The organism is Micromonospora sp. B11E3, assembly GCF_039871625.1.
Classification (GTDB): domain Bacteria; phylum Actinomycetota; class Actinomycetes; order Mycobacteriales; family Micromonosporaceae; genus Micromonospora.
This window is the reverse complement of record NZ_JBDPMC010000011.1, coordinates 87,371-104,786: the sequence shown is the minus strand read 5'-3', so window position 1 is coordinate 104,786 and position 17,416 is coordinate 87,371. Positions and strand designations below refer to the sequence as shown.

The window sequence follows — 17,416 nt, the reverse complement described above, 5'->3', positions numbered from 1 at the left end:
CCGGGCAGCTCCACAGGGCCCGTCCCGACAGCGTGGCTCCGGGCAGCCCCACAGGGCCCGTCCCGACAGGGTGGCTCCGGGCAGCCCCACAGGGCCCGTCCCGACAGGGTGGCTCCGGGCAGCCCCACAGGGCGCGGCCAGCGGGTTCCGGGGCAGCCGCGCAGGGCTCCGCCCCGCGACGCGGCTCCGCCCGCGGTGGGCGGTCAGCGGGCGGCGAGGGCGCGCAGGAAGCGTTCGGTGATCGGCACGGCGCTGGCCGTGCTCGCCCCGCCCTTCTCGACGAAGACCGCGAACGCCACGTCGCCCTGCCAGCCGACGAACCAGGCGTGGGTGTGCGCCGGGTTGTCGTCGTACTCGGCGGTGCCGGTCTTGCCCTGCACCGGTGCGCCGGGGACGTCCTTCAGCGCCGTGCCGCTGCCCGCGGTCACCACCTCGCGCATCATCGTCCGCAGCGGCTCGACCGACTCGGCCCGCAGTTGCGGCCCGGCGGGGGCGGACTTGGCCGGGACGGGGTCGAGGAGGAGCTTCGGCTGCTCCCAGCGGCCCCTGGCCACGGCGGCGGTGGCGGCGGCCATGGCCAGCGGGCTGACCACGGTGGTGCCCTGGCCGAACGCGGCGGCGGCCTGCTCCACCGGGGACCCGTTGGCCGAGACCTTGCCGGTGAACGCGTCCATGCCCAGATCCCACTCGCCCTCCAGCCCGAGCGCCCGGCCGGTCTGGGCGAGGCCGTCGGGCCCGAGCTTCGGGGCCAGCGCCGCGACCGCCGTGTTGCAGGACCTGGCGAAGTTGGTGCGGAACGGCACCGTGCCCAGCTCGAAGTCGTCGGAGTTCTTGAACGAGCGGCCCTCCACCGTGAACGTTTTCGGGCAGTCGACCGGGCCGTCCAGGGTGACCGCGCCCCGGTCGAGCAGGCCGAGGGCGCTGACCATCTTGAACGTCGAACCGGGCGGTACCTGGGCGGTGAAGGCGAGGTTCTCGCCGGCCGGGCCGGGGCCGTTGGCGGCGGCCAGCACGGCGCCGTCGCTGATCCGCACCGCCACCAGGGCGGCGCGGCGCCTCTCGCCCCGCAGCGCGGCGTCGGCGGCGTTCTGGGTGGCCACGTCGAGGGTGGTCCGCACCGCCTGGCCGGGCTTCGGCTCCTGCTTGAACAGTTCGGTGCCGGTCGGAGCCAGCGTCCCGTCGGGCCCGCGGCGCTCGACGAGCACCGTCAGCCCGGGGGCCCCGCGCAGCCGTTCGTCGTACCGGCCCTGGAGTCCGCCGTGGCCGACCAGGTCGCCCGGCTGGTACCGGTCGGGGTGGGCGGCCAGGTCGTCGGCCTGGGCCGGGTCCACCGAGCCGAGCAGGGCCCGGGCGAACTCGCGGGTGGGGGCCAGGTCGAGCTTGTCGGCCTGGAACTTCGTGCCGGGCAGGTCGTAGATGCGCGACTTGATCTGCCGGTACGCCTCCTCGCGCAGCGTCACCACCTCGACGAACGCGCCCTCGTCGGCCTCGGCGAGGCGCTTCGGCAGGCCGGAGAGGTCGACCGGCGGGGTGATCGCCGGCCGGATCGCGCGGAACGCGGCGTCGAGTTGTCGGATGACGGACTTGGCGTCGGTCACCTCGCCCGGCTGGAGGCCGACCCGGACCACCGGGCGGGGCGCCACGATGGGCGCGCCGGCGCCGTCCAGCACGCCGGCGCGGGGGCCGGTGTCGCGGCGCAGTCCGAGCCGGTCGCCCCGGGCGAGCTGCTCGTGGACCACCTGCGGCTCCCAGATCACCTGCCACTGGCCGTCGCGGCCCTTGGCGAGGCGCACCTCGCGGTCGTACCCCCAGCGGGTTCCGCCAGGCAGGGTCCACTCGACGCGTACGCCGACGGTCGCGATGTCGGCCGAGATCTCCAAGTCCTCCGTGCGGCGCAGCGCCGGCGGCGTGGCCACCAGCTCGCCGGAGAGCTGCCTGATCTCCTTGGTCACCTCCGCGGCCGGGACCTTGGCCCGGGTCGGGTCGATGAAGCCGACGGACTGGAGGTCGCCGGTGCGCCAACCGGACAGGAAGGCGTCCAGGGTGCGTTCCGGGCCGCCGGCGTCCGAGCAGCCGACCAGCGCGCCGGCGACCAACGCGGTGGCGGCCAGCGCCGCGAGCGGCCGTCGGGAGCGTGGTGGGCGGAGGCGGCGGAGCGGGTACGACAGACGCATGACTGTCCTTCCGGATCTCGGACTGCCCGTCACCGTAGTACGGCGGCGCCTCGCGCACGGCCCCGTCGGGCCGCCGACGTGCGGGAAGACGGCCGCGACAGGGTGATGAACATCCCGAGTCGGGGTACTCAGAATGCGGTCAACCTCGTACCCGCAACGGGTGAAAGGACGGAGTCCGGATCCGGACGTCCGGCCAGTGGTCCCCTGATGAACGATCTGGCCGGGGGCCTAGGCTTGGGCGGCAGAGTGACCCACAACGCTGTGGGTCGAGGGGAGTGGCACCGATGGACCGGCGTCCGGCGATCAAACCGGGACCCGACCTCCGGCAGGCTGACACCAGCCGGGCCGACGACAGCTTCGACACGGCGACCGACGGGGACGGTTACGGCCGACTCGACACAGGGACGACCGGGGTGACCGGTTCGAGTATAGACACCATCTTCGATCTAGGGCTGCCGGCGGAGGCGCTGGCCGACGCCGTGGAGGACGCCGAGCTCGACGAGCCGGTCCCGAACGCGGAACGGCTGATCGCCCAGGCCGTCTCCCTCGCTGGCGACGACCACGACGTGGCGACGCTGGTCAGCCGGTTCTGGCGGTTCGCCCCGGACGAGGAGCTGATCGGGTTCACCGCCGAGGAGATGCTGGAGGCGACCCGGGCGCACCAGGACCTGGCCCAGCAGCGGGTGCCAGGCGAGTTGAAGCTGCGCATCCACGAGCCGGACGCCGACCAGCACCACACGGTGATCGAGATCGTCACCGACGACATGCCGTTCCTGGTCGACTCGGTGACCGCCCTGCTCAACTCGCACCACCTCGACGTGCACCTGCTGGTCCACCCGCTGATGGTGGTGCGCCGCGAGCCGCTGGGCCGGCTGACCGAGGTCTCGGCGGACACCGAGCCCGACGACGCGATCGCCGGGGACATCGTCGAGAGCTGGATGCGGATCGAGATCGACCCGGTCCGCGACGCCGGCGAGCGGGAGCGGCTGCGCCGGGAGCTGCAGCGGGTGCTCACCGACGTGCGGGAGGCCGTCGAGGACTGGCCGAAGATGCGCCAGCGCGCCCTGGCACTGGCGGACGAGCTGGCCGCGGCCCGTACGTCGGACAGCCGCCCGCCGGTGCCGGAGAAGGACATCACCGACTCGGTCGAGCTGCTCCGCTGGCTCGCTCATGATCATTTCACGTTCCTCGGGTACCGGGAGTACCGGCTGGTCGACAGCGACGGCGGCCCGGCGCTGGAGGCGGCGCTGGGCACCGGGCTGGGCATCCTGCGTTCGGACTCCCCGGAGGCACGGTCGCTGGCGTCGATGACGCCCGAGGCGCTCGAGAAGGTGATGGAGAAGCGGCTGCTCGTCATCACCAAGGCCAACTCGCGGGCCACGGTGCACCGGTCGGCGTACCTGGACTACATCGGCTTCAAGGTCTTCGACGACGCCGGCGAGGTGGTCGGCGAGCGGCGCTTCCTCGGGCTGTTCTCCACCGCCGCGTACCGCACCAGCGTCCGCGAGCTGCCGGTGGTGCGCCGGAAGGTCGCCGAGGTGCTGGACCGCTCGGGCCTGAGCCAGCGCAGCCACTCCGGCAAGGACCTGCTCCAGATCCTGGAGACCTACCCGCGCGACGAGCTGTTCCAGATCAAGACCGAGGACCTGTACCACGCGGCGATCGGCGTGCTGCGCATGGCCGGCCGCCGGCAGCTGCGGGTCTTCCTGCGCCGCGACGCGTACGGGCGGTTCATCTCCTGCCTCATCTACCTGCCCCGCGACCGGTTCACCACGCAGAATCGGCTGCGCATGCAGGACATCCTGCTGCGGGAGCTGAACGGTCTCGGGGTGGACTACACGACCCGGGTCACCGAGTCGATGCTGGCCCGGGTGCACTTCATCGTCCGGACCGACCCGACCAACCCGCCCGGCGAGATCGACGCCGACCTGCTCGCCGAGGAACTGGCCGACGCGACCCGGCTCTGGGACGACGACTACCGGCTGGTGCTGGAGCGCAAGCTCGGCGACGAGCAGGCCAAACATCTGTTCCGCCGGTACGCCGACGCGTTCCCGGAGGGCTACAAGGACGGGCACACGCCGTACGAGGCGATGAAGGACCTGGCCAAGCTGGAGCTGCTGGAGGAGCCAGGCCAGCTCGAGATGCACCTGTTCCGCAAGCAGTTGGGGCCGCGCACCGACGGCCACGCGGAGCTCACCGAGGCCATGGACGTGCGGTTCAAGGTCTACCGGTACGGCGAGCCGATGATGCTGTCGGCGGTGCTGCCGGTGCTGCACTCCCTCGGCGTACGGGTGGTCGACGAGCACCCGTACGAGGTGGAACGCGTCGACGGCCGGATCTGGCTGTACGACTTCGGGCTGCGGCTGCCGGAGGTCCACCAGGACCTGGCCGAGGTGCGCCCGCACGTGGAGAACGCCTTCGCGGCGGCCTGGCGGGGCGAGGCCGAGGTCGACGGCTTCAACGAGCTGGTGCTGCGCGCCGGGCTCACCTGGCGCCAGGTGGTGGTGCTGCGGGCGTACGCGAAGTACCTGCGCCAGACCGGCACCATCTTCTCCCAGGAGTACATGGAGCAGACCTTCATCACGTACCCGCGGATCGCGGAGCTGCTGGTGCACCTGTTCGAGACCCGCTTCGAGCCGGGAGAGTCGACCGCCGAGCAGCGCCAGCAGCGCAGCGGCGAGCTGGTGGCCGCGATCGGCGCGGCGCTGGACGACGTGGCCAGCCTCGACCAGGACCGGATCCTGCGCTCGTACCTGACGCTGATCCAGGCCACGCTGCGCACCAGCTTCTACCAGAAGCCGGTCGGCGGCCGGCCGAAGACGTACGTGGCGTTCAAGCTCGACCCGCAGGCCATCCCGGACCTGCCGGCCCCGCGCCCGAAGTTCGAGATCTTCGTGTACTCGCCGCGGTTCGAGGGCGTGCACCTGCGCTACGGGCCGGTGGCCCGCGGCGGGCTGCGCTGGTCCGACCGGCGGGAGGACTTCCGGACCGAGGTGCTCGGCCTGGTCAAGGCGCAGATGGTGAAGAACGCCGTGATCGTGCCGGTGGGCGCCAAGGGCGGCTTCGTGCTCAAGCAGAAGCCGGGGGACCGGGACGAGGCGGTCGCCTGCTACAAGGAGTTCGTCGGGGCGATGCTCGACATCACCGACAACATCGCCGCCGGCGAGATCGTGCCGCCCGAGGACGTGGTCCGGCATGACGGCGACGACCCGTACCTGGTGGTGGCGGCCGACAAGGGCACGGCGACCTTCTCCGACATCGCCAACGAGATCTCCGCCGGGCACGACTTCTGGCTCGGCGACGCGTTCGCCTCCGGCGGCTCGGCCGGCTACGACCACAAGAAGATGGGCATCACCGCCCGGGGCGCCTGGGAGTCGGTGAAGCGGCACTTCCGGGAGCTGGGGCACGACACCCAGACCCAGGACTTCACGGTGGTCGGCGTCGGCGACATGTCCGGCGACGTGTTCGGCAACGGGATGCTGCTCAGCGAGCACATCCGGCTGGTGGCCGGGTTCGACCACCGGCACATCTTCCTCGACCCCGACCCGGACGCGGCCACCTCGTACGCCGAGCGCCGGCGCCTGTTCGAGCTGCCGAGGTCGTCGTGGGAGGACTACGACACGAAGCTGATCTCGGACGGTGGCGGGGTGTACCCGCGGACCGCGAAGTCGGTGCCGGTCTCGCCGCAGGTCCGCGCCGCGCTCGGGCTGGCCGACGACGTGAGCCAGCTGTCGCCGCAGGAGCTGATGCGGGCGATCCTGACCGCGCCGGTCGACCTGTTCTGGAACGGCGGCATCGGCACGTACGTCAAGGCGTCCAGCCAGACCAACGCCGAGGTGGGCGACAAGTCCAACGACGCGATCCGGGTGGACGGCCGGAGCCTGCGCTGCCGGGTGGTCGGCGAGGGCGGCAACCTCGGCTGCACCCAGCTCGGCCGGATCGAGTACGCCCAGGCCGGCGGGCGGATCTACACGGACTTCATCGACAACGCGGCCGGGGTGGACTGCTCCGACCACGAGGTGAACATCAAGATCCTGCTCAACACGGCGGTCGCCGACGGTGCGCTGACCGTGCCCGAGCGCGACGAGCTGCTCGCCGAGATGACGGACGAGGTCGCCGAGCTGGTGCTGCGGGACAACTACGACCAGGCCCGGGCGATCAACAACTCGCAGGCCCAGGCCGCCTCGCTGCTCCCGGTGCACCGCCGGATGATCACCGAACTGGAGCGCTCCGGCGCGCTGGACCGGGCGCTGGAGGCGCTGCCGCCGGACGAGGAGCTGGCGGTGCGCACGGAGTCCGGGCTGACCGCGCCGGAGTTCGCGGTGCTGCTCGCGTACACCAAGATCGTGCTGGAGCGGGAGATCCTCGCCGAGGGGCTCGCGGACGACGAGTGGACGACCGACGTCCTGGTCAAGTACTTCCCGACGCCGATGCGGGAGCGGTTCGCCGACCGGATGGGCCGGCACCGGCTGCGCCGGGACATCGTCACCACGGTCCTCGTCAACGAGGCGATCAACCGGGGCGGCATCACGTTCGTCTTCCGGGTCGTCGAGGAGACCGCGGCGTCGGCGGCGGACGTCCTGCGGGCGTACGTGGTGGTCCGCGAGGTGTTCGGGCTGGGCGAGCTCTGGGACGCGGTCGAGGCGCTGGACAACAAGGTGGCGCCGGAGCTGCAGACCAACGTCTACCTGGACACCCGGCGCCTGCTGGACCGGGCGGTGCGCTGGCTGGTGACCAACCGGCGCTCGCCGATCGACGTGCCGGCGGAGATCGCCCGGCTGCGCGACGGGGTGGCGCGACTCCTGCCCAACCTGGAGAACCTCTTCGTCGGCAGCGAGCGCGAGGGCATCGCCGCCCACATGGACGCGATGACGGCGAAGGGGCTGCCGCGCGGGCTGGCCGAGCAGGCGACCCGGCTGATGTACAGCTTCGGCCTGCTCGACGTGGTGGAGACGGCGGCCGGCACCGGTCGGGACGTGGGCGAGGTGGCCTCGGTCTACTTCGTGCTCTCCGACCTGTTCCGGGTCGACGCGCTGCTGTCGAAGATCTCCCTGCTGCCGCGGGAGGACCGCTGGCAGACCCTCGCCCGGATGGCGCTGCGCTACGACCTGTACGCCGCGCTGGCCGCGCTCACCGCGGAGGTCCTCGGCTCCACGCCCGACGACCTGCCCCCGCAGGAGCGGGTGCAGCAGTGGGAGCAGTCGAACGCCACCTCGGTGCACCGGGCGCGCCGGGCGATGGGTGAGTTCGACGAGTCGCGGGCGGACCTCGCCGCCCTGTCGGTGCTGCTGCGCCAGATCCGTACCCTGGTGCGCACCTCGGCGGCCTGAGCGTCGTCCGGACACGCCACGGCCGGTCGGTTGTCCCGACCGGCCGTGGCGCGTCGCGGCGTCAGCCCGTCATCGTCGCGAAGACGATCACGTTGTTGAGGTAGCTGCCCGAGCCCCGGTCGAACTGGCCGCCGCAGGTGACGACCCGCAGGCCCGGCTGGTCGTTCGGGCCGTAGACCACCTCCGCGGGGAACTCCGTCTTCGGGTACGACTTCACGGCGTCGACCGTGAAGGAGACCTGCCGGCCGTCGGACCGGGACACCGTGATGACGTCGCCCGGCTGCATGGCGCCCAGCTCGAAGAAGACCGCCGGCCCGAGCTTGGCCGAGTCGACGTGCCCGACGATCACCGCGTTGCCGGTCTCGCCCGGGCTCGGCCCGGGGGAGTACCACCCGGCGTTCTGCGCCTGGTCGAGCGGGGGGACCTCGACGCTGCCGTCCGGGTTGGTCCCCAGCTTCATGATCGACGCCTGCACCCCGATCCGCGGGATCGAGATGGTGGTGGGTGTGGCGCGGCCCAGGCTCGGGGCGGCCGACCGGCTGGCCTGCGGGTCGCCCGTGGCGTCGGCCGGCTGCTGCTGCTCCCGGATCGTCCCCGTCCGGCCGGACGCGGTCGGGAGGTCGGGGGCGGCCTGGGCGAGCGGCTGCGGCGGCCGGGGGGGCGGGACGGTGCGGTGCGAGGCGCCGAGCAGCCACGCCCCCGCCATGGCGAGGAGGACGACGACGGCGGCGCCGACGGCGCGCCACGGTGTCCCGTGACGGCCGCCGGCCCCTGTCGCCGTCACCTCAGGCCACAGACCCATCGGTCCGACGCCGCCGCAGCAGCACGAGCCCGCCGAGCGCCGAGGCGCCCAGCAGGCCGGCCCCGGTGGTGGCCATGGTGCGGTCGGTGCTGGTGCTCGTCATGCCGCCGTCACCGCCGTCGACGTGCCCCTTCGGGAGCACCACCAGTTCGCCCTCGCCGCAGGAGCCGTGGAGCTCGTAGCGGCCCGGACGGGCGTCCTTGTCGACCTTGGCCTCGCCCAGGTAGACGAAGTCCCGGCCGTGCTCCCAGCTGTCGTCGTCGTCCTTGCCCCACTTGTCGTCCTCGTGGCGGCCCTTGTCGTCGTCCTTGGCCCACTTGTCGTCGTCCTTGGCCGACTTGTCGTCGTCCTTGGCCCACTTGTCCTCGTGGCGGCCCTTGTCCTCGTCCTTGGCCCGCATGTCCTCGTCGTGGCCGGCCTTGTCCTCGTCGCGGCCCTTGGCGCCCTTCTCGTCCTCGGGCTTCTGGCCGTGCTCGTAGCCGCCCCAGTCCTCGCGGCCGGACGCGTCGGCGCCGCCGCCCCACCCGCCGGGCCGGCCCTCCTCGCCCTTGCCGTGCTCGTCCTTGCCCTTGTCCTTGTCCTTCTCCTTGCCGTGCTCCTCGCCCCGGCCCATTTCGTCCTTGCCGTGCTCGTCCTTGCCGTGCTCGTCCTTGCCGTGCTCGCCCTTGCCGTGCTCGCCCTTGCCGTGCTCGCCCTTGCCCTTGCCGTGCTCGTCCTTGCCCTTGCCGTGCTCGTCCTTGTCCTTGTCCTTGTCGACCTTGTGCAGCTCGACCCGGCCGGTGACCTTGGACCAGACGAAGGCGTCCTGCTGCGACTCCTCGCAGACCTCGATCAGCTTGACCTCCTCGCCGGCCCGGACGACGTGGGGCTTGGCGAAGACCTTCCCCCCGTCGCCGTCGTGGTGGCCGCCGTCCGCGAACGCGATCCCCGGCGTGAACACCAGCAGGGACGCACCGCCGAGGGCGGCACCCGCAACGACCTTTCCGAGCTTCTTGTTAGCCATGACCTGCGTCACTCCATCCCCTGTTGTCCTGAGCCCGACGTCAGTCGAGCTACGAGAGACGTTAGACCGTTTCGCGACCTATCAGAGGAAATATTCGTGTTTTAGAGTTTGTGAACGTGAAGCGTTGTTGGGGTGCTAAGGCCATTTCACGGCTTATGTCGTTCATGTCGGGATCGCGCTGCCCGTTGCGTCTTGGCCCAGGCGTCCGGCTCCGGGGTGAGGCCGGCCCGTCGGGCCGTGGTTGTCGAAGCGCTCCCATGTCAAAAGCCCTGGCCCGACCGATGACCGGTCGGGCCAGGGCTACCGCCCGGCAGGGCCGTGGTGACCCGGGTCAGGGCACCGTGCGCTCCACCGCCGCCCGCCCCAGCTCGGCCAGGTCCCGGCGGGCCCGCTCGATGTTCTCCGGGGTCAGATCCTGGCCCCGTGCCGCCACCAGGTCCTCGGGGTCCCACGGCTGCTCGGCGCCGGTGCGGATGGTGGGCCCGGCGGCGCCCGTGCCGGCCCCGAACGGGGCACCGAGCTGGTCCTCGGTCCTTCCGGCGTCGGCCGGCCGTTCCCGGGGCTCCGCGAAGGACGGGGTGTCCCGGTCGGGCCCGCCGTCGGTCATGAGCTGCGGCACCGTCGTCTCGTCGTCCACCGCCGCGGCCACCTCGGGGCGCTCCTCCAGCGGCCGCGCGGCGTTCGGGTCACGATCGGTCATGGTGCTGCCCTCCTGTCCCAGGTGCTCCTGATCCCACCGGCGTACCCCGCGGACCCCCGCGCATGCCGGCGGCCCGGATCCCGGCGATGCCCACCGGCCTGTGACGCGGCTTACCAACGGCCCGCGCGTGCCTGAACACGGCGGACGCCCCGACCGGTCGGGTCGGGGCGTCCCGCGCCGGGCGTCAGCGGCCGAGCACCCGGTCCAGGAAGTCCCGGTAGCGGCGTACGGCCACCCGGAGCTGCTCGGTGTCGTCGGCGCCGGCGCGCTGCCAGTCACCGAGCCGGTTCTTCTGCTCCGCGAGCGCGTCGGCGAGCGCCTGGATGGCCTCCTCGACCAGCGACTGGGCCTCGGCGGCGGCGGCCTTCGGGTCGTCGACGAAGCGGAGCTGGACATCGCGCCAGCGATCCCGGAACCCCTGGGCGGCGGCCGGCTCGAACAGGGTGGCGGCGTCGTCCGGCACCGCGCGGCCGGTGGGCCGCGCCGCCGCCGCGACGCCGGCCGCGCCGGCCCCCGCCGCGCCGACCAGGCCCGCACCGGCGGCGGCCGAGGCGTCCGGGGCCGTGGTGTCCGGGTCCACCATGGTGGGGGCGGCGCTGCCGTACCCGGCGGCGCCGGCCGCCGCGGCGGCGCGCGGGTCGCGGTCGGCCCCCTCCGTCCCTCCGGCCTCGCCGGCCCGGCCCGACCCGCCGATCCGGCCGGTCTCGCTCGTCTCGCCGGCCCGGCTGGCCGCGCCGGGCCGGTCGTGCCGGGCGGCGGTGGGGGTGCCCGCCGCCCAGCGGGCCGGGTCGTGCAGTCGGTCCGCCGCCGTCGGGTCGGCCCGAGCGTCGTCGAACGCGTCGGTCCGCCCCGGCGCCCCGTCGCCCGGCCGGGCCATCTCCTCGCCCCGCGGGTCCCGCTCGTCCTCCGGGCGGCCACTCGCCATCGCCGACGCCGCCACCGCGTCACCCACGCTGGTGGCGCCGAAGGCGGTCGGCAGCGGCGCCGGCTGGTGGAACTCGGGCTTCCCGTCGGCGTCCGCGTCGGGGCGCTGCCCGGCCGGCCGGCTGTCGGCCCGCTCGCCGGTCCCGGCCGGGTCGTCGAAGGTGCCCCGCTCGTCGAGCACGTCCTCGGGCACGTCGGCCCGGCCCTCGGCGTCGCGGCCCTGGTGGGTGGGCGGCTGGCCGCCGGGCACCGGCGCCGACCGGAGGGCCTCCGGGTGGTCGCTGGTCACCTGCTGCTGATCCTGGCGCATCATGGCTCCCCTCAACGGCTCGTGACGTCGTGCGGTCGGTCGGTGGGCGCGGCGTCCTGCTGGTGCTGTTCGGGCTGGTGCCGCTCCGGCTCGCGCTGTCGCGGCGTGGTGCTCACCGCATCCGGCCGGTCGGCGGGCGTGGCGTGGGGCTGGCGCTGCTGCGGGGTGGGGCCCACCGGAGCCGCGCCGAGCAGGTCGGCGAAGAGTTCCCGGTAGTGGACGAGGGCCTGGCGCAGGTCCTCGGTGCCGGCCTCGCCCCGCTCGTCGCGCAGCCGGATCTCGTGCGCGTCCCGGTAGTGGGAGAGCGTCCGGGCGTGTTCGACGGAGAGCCGGGCGATCTGGTCGTCGAAGTCACCGGTGGGATAGCCGCGTTCCGCGATGAGCCGGCTGACCAGCTCGTCGGCGTCGCGCAGCGTCTCCGCCGGGGAGTCGACGAAACGGACCTGAAGCTCCTCCCAGGCCGCGGCGTATCGCGCCCGGGACCCGGGGGTGAGCGGGGTGAGGGTCAACTCGGCGTGGCGGCGTTCCCGGTCCCGCAGCTCCCGCTCGGCGGCCCCTCGGCTGTCGCGCTCCGCGACCACCCGGTCGTACTCGGGCCCGAACCGGGCGCGCAGCGCGCGGCGGCGGGCGGCCTGCCGGCCGACGACGGCCAGCGCCGCGAGCACCGCGAGCACGACCAGGACGATGACGACTACCTGCGTGGGCGACATGGCTCCTCCTTCGTCACCCGGTATTCCCTCCCGACACGGATGGCCAATCCCGATCCGGGCGACTTTCCTGGTCTTTCCCGCCCGGCGGCGCCGCGCGTGGTCCCGCCCGGCTTGTTCCCTGTCGGTGCCCCCGGCCCCGATGACCAGGACGCAGGTCCGGCCGGAGCAAAGACTTGACTCGTTCCAGGAAAGCCGTCGGGGTTGCCGACGGAAGGCCGTCGGGGTTGCCGCGTGTCCGCGTCCGGCGCCTCCACAGCGGAGCGTGCCGGGGCGAGCGCGCCCGGCGAGAGGCCGGTACCGGAACGGGCGTTGATTACGTATCCTGCCCAAGGCGCCCATGCCGGTGCCCCGTCAACCATGGCGGGGCGATGCCCGGCCGGTGCGGCGCCATCCACTGCCACACCTTCCGGGCGAGGTCTGATGAACACCCGCGACTGGCCGATCCGCTCGAAGCTGACCGCGCTGGTCGTCGCCCCGGTGAGCGCGCTGCTGGCGCTCTGGATCTTCGCGACCACGCTCACCTTCGGTCCCGCCCTGGACCTGCTCTCCGCCCGCACGCTGTTCTACGACCTCGGCCGGCCGGGCGAAGCCGTCGTCGTCGAGCTGCAACGGGAGCGCCGGCTCACCGTGCAGCAGCTCGCCGGCAACGACGAGCTGCCGGCCCTGAGCGAGCAGCGGCAGCGCACCGACCGGGCGCTCGCCGAGCTGCGGCACCGGGTCGCCGGCGAGCGGCTGCGCGACGCGGCCGACGACCTGCTCGACAGCCGCGTCGACCACCTGCTCGGTGAGCTAAACGCGCTGCCCGCCGGCCGGGGGTTCGTCGACGGTCGTCAGGTCGACCGGGCCGGAGCGATCGGGCTGTACAGCGGGATGATCGACGCGGCCTTCCACACGTTCGCCGCGATGGCCAACCTGCCCGACCACGATTTCAACCGGCAGGCCCGGGCGTTGACCGCCCTCGGCCGGTCGCGGGAACTGCTCACGCGGGCGGACGCGTTGCTCGCCGGCGTGCTGGCCAGTGGGCGCTACGCCGAGGGCGAGCACGCCCAGCTCGTGCAGACCATCGGCAACCAGCGTTTCCTGACCGACACGGCGGTGGCCGACCTGCCGGCCGCAGCCCGGAGCGCGTACCAGCGGCTGGCCGAGGGCGAGGCCTTCGTCCGGCTGCGCGCCCTCCAGGACGCGCTGGTCCGGGCCGACCCCGCCGAGCCACCCGCGCTGGACGCCGGCGCCTGGCAGGCCAGCCAGGGCGCCGTCCAGCGCGACCTGCGCGACTTCGAGCTGGCCCAGTTCGACGGGCTGGCCGAACGGAGCGTCCCCGTGGCCGTCGGCATCCTCGCCCGACTCGGCGCCGCCGGCGTGCTCGGGCTGGCCGCCGTGGTGGTGTCGGTCCTCGTGGCGCTGCGAGGGGGCCGGTCGCTGGCCGAGCGGCTGTCCGGGGTGCGCACCGCCGCGCTGGAGATGGCCGAGCACCGGCTGCCGGACGTGGTCGCCCGGCTGCGTCGCGGCGAGGAGGTCGACGTGGCCCGGGAGGCGCCTCCCCTGGAGTACGGGCGCGACGAGATCGGCCAGGTGGGGCACGCCTTCAACGAGGTCCGCCGCACCGCCGTCCGGGCCGCCGTCGACGAGGTCACCCTCCGGCGCGGGCTCAACGAGGTCTTCCTGAACATCGCCCGGCGCAGCCAGGGGCTGGTGCACCGGCAGCTCGCCCTGCTCGACAAGATGGAGCGGCGTACCGAGGATCCGGACGACCTGGCCGAGCTGTTCCAGGTGGACCACCTGGCCACGCGGCTGCGCAGGCACGCCGAGGACCTGGTCATCCTCGCCGGCGCAGCGGCCGGCCGGGGCTGGCGCAACCCCGTCGCCATGCTCGACGTGATCCGGGGCGCGATCTCCGAGGTCGAGTCCTACGAACGGGTCGACGTCGTCGAGGTGCAGCCCGCGGCCACGGTCGGTCCGGCGGTCGGCGACATCATCCACCTGCTCGCCGAGCTGATCGAGAACGCCACCGCGTTCTCCCCGCCCGGCACCCGCGTCACCGTCCGGGGCCAGCGCCTGCCCAACGGGTACGCCGTGGAGATCACCGACCGGGGGCTGGGCCTGTCCGACCCGGCGATCGAGGAGGCCAACGAGCGCCTGGCCACCCCGCCGGAGTTCGACCCGGCCGACAGCGCCCGGCTCGGGCTGTTCGTGGTAGCCCGGCTCGCCGACCGACACGGCGTCCGGGTGCGGCTGCGCCGCGCCGTGCCGAACGGGACCACCGCGGTGGTGCTGGTCCCGTCCGACCTGGTGACCGCCGAGCCGTCGCCCGACCTCGGACCCGAGGGCTCGACCGACAGCCGGCGGATGGCCAAGGTGACCCGGCTCAGCACCGTGCCCCGGAGCCGGGCCGCCGGCCGGACCACCCGCGAGCGCGGGGACGCCGAGACGGCGGTGTTGCCGCTGGTGCCCAGCCGCTCCGTGCCGGCGGATCCGACCGCCGGCGGTGACGGCCTGCCCCGCCGGGTGCGCCAGCGCGGTCCCGCCGTGCATCCCCGACCGGCCGACCCCGACGCCCCGGCGCCGCGCGCCCCCGAGGAGGCCCGGCGCCTGATGTCCGCGCTGCAGGCCGGCACCGCCCGCGGCCGGCGCGACGGCACCGTGCCCGGTCCGGCGACCGCCGACCCTGCTTCTGCCGCGCCGCCCGCTCCGGCGGCGCTGCCGCAATCCCCGACCGCAACTGAGAGGGACGCCTAGTGGTGCAGACGACAAAGCCGAACGTGGATCTCGACTGGTTGCTCGACGACCTGGTGGGACGGGTGCCGGCCGCCCGCCAGGCGGTGGTGCTGTCGGCGGACGGGCTGCCGCTCGGCTCCTCCGCCGGCCTGGACCGCGCCGACGCCGAGCACCTCTGTGCCCTGGCCTCCGGGTTCTCCAGCCTGGCCAAGGGCGCCAGCCGCCACGTCGCCGGAGGTGGCGTCCGGCAGACGGTGGTGGAGATGGAGTCCGCGTACCTGTTCGTCACCGCGGCCGGGAAGGGCGCCTGCCTGGCGGTGGTCTGCGAGGCCGACGCCGACATCGGCCTGGTGGCGTACGAGATGGCGAGGCTGGTGATCCGGGTGGGCGAGTACCTCACGGCCCCGCCCCGGACCCGCTCGGGTGCCCACGATGTGGGCTGAGTTCCCGGCACGACAGCACGAGTGGCTGGACGCCGACGCGGGCCCGGTGGTCCGCCCGTACACCCTGACCGGCGGCCGCGTCCGGCCGACGGTCGGGCTCGACCTGGTGGCGTTCGTGCTGGCGGCCCGGGGCGCCGACCCGTCCGCCCACCCGCAACTGCACCCGGAGCATCGGCGCCTGGTCGAGCTGACCCGACGGCCGGTCCCGGTCGCCGAGCTGGCCGTCGAGCTGGACCTCGCCGTGTGCGTGGTCCGGGTGCTGGTCGGCGACCTGCTCGCCCGCGGCCTGGTCACCGTGCACCAGCGGCAGGCGGGCGCCGCGTTCCTACCCGACGACAACATCCTCAAGGCGGTGGTCAATGGACTCCGTGCGCTATGACCGTGACGGATCCGGGCCGCGGATCCCGCTGGCACTGAAGATCCTCATCGCCGGGGGCTTCGGCGCGGGCAAGACGACACTGGTGAGCGCGTTGAGTGAGGTCCGGCCACTGCAGACCGAGGAGGTCCTCACCGGGGCCGGTATCGACATCGACGACGTCTCCGGTGTGGAGGGGAAGTCCACCACGACCGTGGCGATGGACTTCGGCCGGATCACCATCAACGAGGACCTGCAGGTCTACCTGTTCGGCACCCCCGGGCAGGACCGGTTCTGGTTCCTCTGGGACGAGTTGGCCTTCGGCGCGCTCGGGGCGGTGGTGCTCGCCGACACCCGGCGCCTGGCGGACTGCTTCCCGTCCATCGACTACTTCGAGCAGCGGGGCATCCCGTTCGTGGTCGGGGTCAACTGCTTCGACGGCAGCCGGCGGTTCAGCCTGGACGCCGTACGCAACGCCCTCGACCTGGACCCGGACGTGCCGCTGGTGTTCTGCGACGCCCGGGACCGCCAGTCCTGCAAGCTGGTGCTGATCTCCCTGGTGGAGCACGTCGCCCGGCAGCGCGGCGAGCCGGTGCCGGCGGCCTGAGCCGCCCCGCGACGTCGCCCGGGCCAGGCGGTCGCGCCCCGCCACCGGCGGGGCGCGACCCGGGGGGTCGGCCCGGCCGCCGCCCGGCGGATCCGGCGGAATCACGGCTGGCGGGCCGGCTGGCGGGTACACCTCTGGTTGGATCGACGGAAGACCGGCGAAAGGTGGTTCGGGTGACCGGGCAGCAGGCGATCGTCCACATCGGGGGGTACACGGCGGCCAGCGGCGGGCGGGGCGAGGGCATCGTCGCCGCCCGGCGCGACCCGGCGACCGGCGCGCTGACTCCGCTCGGCACCGTGGCGGTCACCCCGTCGCCGTCCTTCCTGGCCCGGCACCCCGCGCTGCCGGTCCTGTACGCCGTCAACGAGCTGCCCGAGGGGCAGGTCAGCGCGTTCCGGGTCGGGCCGGACGGCGCCCTGACCCCGCTGGGCGTACGGGCCACGGGCGGTGCGGAGCCCTGCCACCTGGCGGTCACTCCGGATGGCGGGCACCTCGTCGTCGCGAACTACGGCGGTGGGAGCGTGACGGTCCTCCCGCTCGACCCGGAGGGCGTCCCGGGGGACCGCAGCGACCTGGTGGTGCACGAGGGGCGCGGGCCCGACCCGGAGCGCCAGGGCCGGGCGCACGCCCACATGGTCGACCCGGCACCGGACGCCGGGCCGCTGTTCGCCGTCGACCTCGGCACCGACTCGGTGTACCGGTACGACCTCGACGCGCCGTCCGGCCGGCTGGTGCCCCGGGCGCCTCGGGTACGCGCCGTGGCCGGCAGCGGCCCGCGCCACCTGGCCCGGCACCCCGACGGGCGGCGCTGCTGGGTGGTCGGCGAGCTGGACGGCACGGTCACCGCGTACGACCTGACCCCGGACGGGGCGCTGCACCAGCGGGGCAGGGTGGACGCCAGCGGCCGGGCCGGGCACGTCCAGCCCTCCGAGATCGCGGTCGGGCCGGACGGCCGCTTCCTCTACGTGGCCAACCGGGGCGTCGGCACGGTGTCGGTGTTCGCCCTCGACGGCGAGCTGCCGGAGCTGGTCGCCGAGGTGGAGACCGGCGGGGGGTGGCCGCGGCACTTCGCCCTGGCGGGGGAGCACCTCTACGTCGCCGACGAGCGCGCCGACATGATCCGGGTGCTCCGGGTGGACGCCGCCACGGGCGTCCCCACGCCGGTCGGCGAGCCCGTCGCGGTGCCCAGCCCGACGTGCGTGCGGCCGTGAGGGGCGCCCGCGCCGATGCTGGTCGGGGCCGCGCCCGCCACACCGCCGGAGCCGACCGGTAACTGGAAGTGACGGACCTGCTGCGCGAGGTGAACAACAGCAAGCCGTTGCGCGCCGGGATCGTCGAGCCGA

12 protein-coding genes are annotated in these 17,416 nt (G+C 73.9%); 6 read left to right on the top strand and 6 right to left on the bottom strand.

Going from position 1 to position 17,416, the window contains the following annotated elements; translation table 11 throughout:
• Window positions 1-203 precede the first annotated feature (203 nt).
• Complete coding sequence (locus tag ABGB16_RS08900; RefSeq protein WP_347667488.1) at window positions 204-2,174, bottom strand: penicillin-binding transpeptidase domain-containing protein; 1,971 nt, start codon at window positions 2,172-2,174, stop codon at window positions 204-206.
• 284 nt (window positions 2,175-2,458) lie between these two features.
• On the opposite strand from ABGB16_RS08900, the gene ABGB16_RS08895 reads away from it, so the two are divergent.
• Window positions 2,459-7,504 (top strand): NAD-glutamate dehydrogenase, encoded by a 5,046-nt coding sequence (locus tag ABGB16_RS08895; protein ID WP_347667487.1) that lies wholly within the window; start codon window positions 2,459-2,461, stop codon window positions 7,502-7,504.
• A gap of 61 nt (window positions 7,505-7,565) precedes the next feature.
• On the opposite strand, the gene ABGB16_RS08890 is transcribed toward ABGB16_RS08895, so the two are convergent.
• The 5 genes from ABGB16_RS08890 to ABGB16_RS08870 form a co-directional block, all read right to left on the bottom strand.
• Complete coding sequence (locus ABGB16_RS08890) at window positions 7,566-8,288, bottom strand: class F sortase (protein ID WP_347667526.1); 723 nt, start codon at window positions 8,286-8,288, stop codon at window positions 7,566-7,568.
• A 1-nt stretch (window position 8,289) separates the two neighbouring features.
• The gene (locus ABGB16_RS08885; RefSeq protein ID WP_347667486.1) at window positions 8,290-9,309 is read right to left on the bottom strand and encodes a hypothetical protein; all 1,020 of its coding nucleotides are present in this window, start codon (window positions 9,307-9,309) and stop codon (window positions 8,290-8,292) included.
• A gap of 331 nt (window positions 9,310-9,640) precedes the next feature.
• Window positions 9,641-10,009, bottom strand: a complete 369-nt coding sequence (locus ABGB16_RS08880) for a hypothetical protein (protein WP_347667485.1) — start codon at window positions 10,007-10,009, stop codon at window positions 9,641-9,643.
• A 184-nt stretch (window positions 10,010-10,193) separates the two neighbouring features.
• Entirely contained in the window at window positions 10,194-11,243 is a 1,050-nt protein-coding gene (locus ABGB16_RS08875) for a hypothetical protein (protein WP_347667484.1), read from the bottom strand.
• 11 nt (window positions 11,244-11,254) lie between these two features.
• Window positions 11,255-11,953: a hypothetical protein gene (locus tag ABGB16_RS08870; protein ID WP_347667483.1), complete on the bottom strand. Its 699-nt coding sequence runs from the start codon at window positions 11,951-11,953 to the stop codon at window positions 11,255-11,257.
• 420 nt (window positions 11,954-12,373) lie between these two features.
• On the opposite strand from ABGB16_RS08870, the gene ABGB16_RS08865 reads away from it, so the two are divergent.
• The 5 genes from ABGB16_RS08865 to ABGB16_RS08845 all read left to right on the top strand — a co-directional run bounded on the left by ABGB16_RS08865 (window position 12,374) and on the right by ABGB16_RS08845 (window position 17,284).
• Window positions 12,374-14,689: a nitrate- and nitrite sensing domain-containing protein gene (locus ABGB16_RS08865; RefSeq protein WP_347667482.1), complete on the top strand. Its 2,316-nt coding sequence runs from the start codon at window positions 12,374-12,376 to the stop codon at window positions 14,687-14,689.
• The gene (locus tag ABGB16_RS08860) at window positions 14,689-15,111 is read left to right on the top strand and encodes a roadblock/LC7 domain-containing protein (RefSeq protein WP_347667481.1); all 423 of its coding nucleotides are present in this window, start codon (window positions 14,689-14,691) and stop codon (window positions 15,109-15,111) included. Before ABGB16_RS08865 ends, ABGB16_RS08860 begins: the two co-directional genes overlap by 1 nt.
• Window positions 15,101-15,490: a DUF742 domain-containing protein gene (locus tag ABGB16_RS08855; protein WP_347667480.1), complete on the top strand. Its 390-nt coding sequence runs from the start codon at window positions 15,101-15,103 to the stop codon at window positions 15,488-15,490. The genes ABGB16_RS08860 and ABGB16_RS08855 overlap by 11 nt, the downstream gene beginning before the upstream one ends.
• On the top strand, window positions 15,471-16,073 hold the full coding sequence (locus ABGB16_RS08850; protein ID WP_347667479.1) for an ATP/GTP-binding protein: 603 nt from the start codon (window positions 15,471-15,473) through the stop codon (window positions 16,071-16,073). The genes ABGB16_RS08855 and ABGB16_RS08850 overlap by 20 nt, the downstream gene beginning before the upstream one ends.
• A gap of 173 nt (window positions 16,074-16,246) precedes the next feature.
• Window positions 16,247-17,284: a lactonase family protein gene (locus ABGB16_RS08845; RefSeq protein ID WP_347667478.1), complete on the top strand. Its 1,038-nt coding sequence runs from the start codon at window positions 16,247-16,249 to the stop codon at window positions 17,282-17,284.
• The last annotated feature ends 132 nt before the right edge of the window (window positions 17,285-17,416 follow it).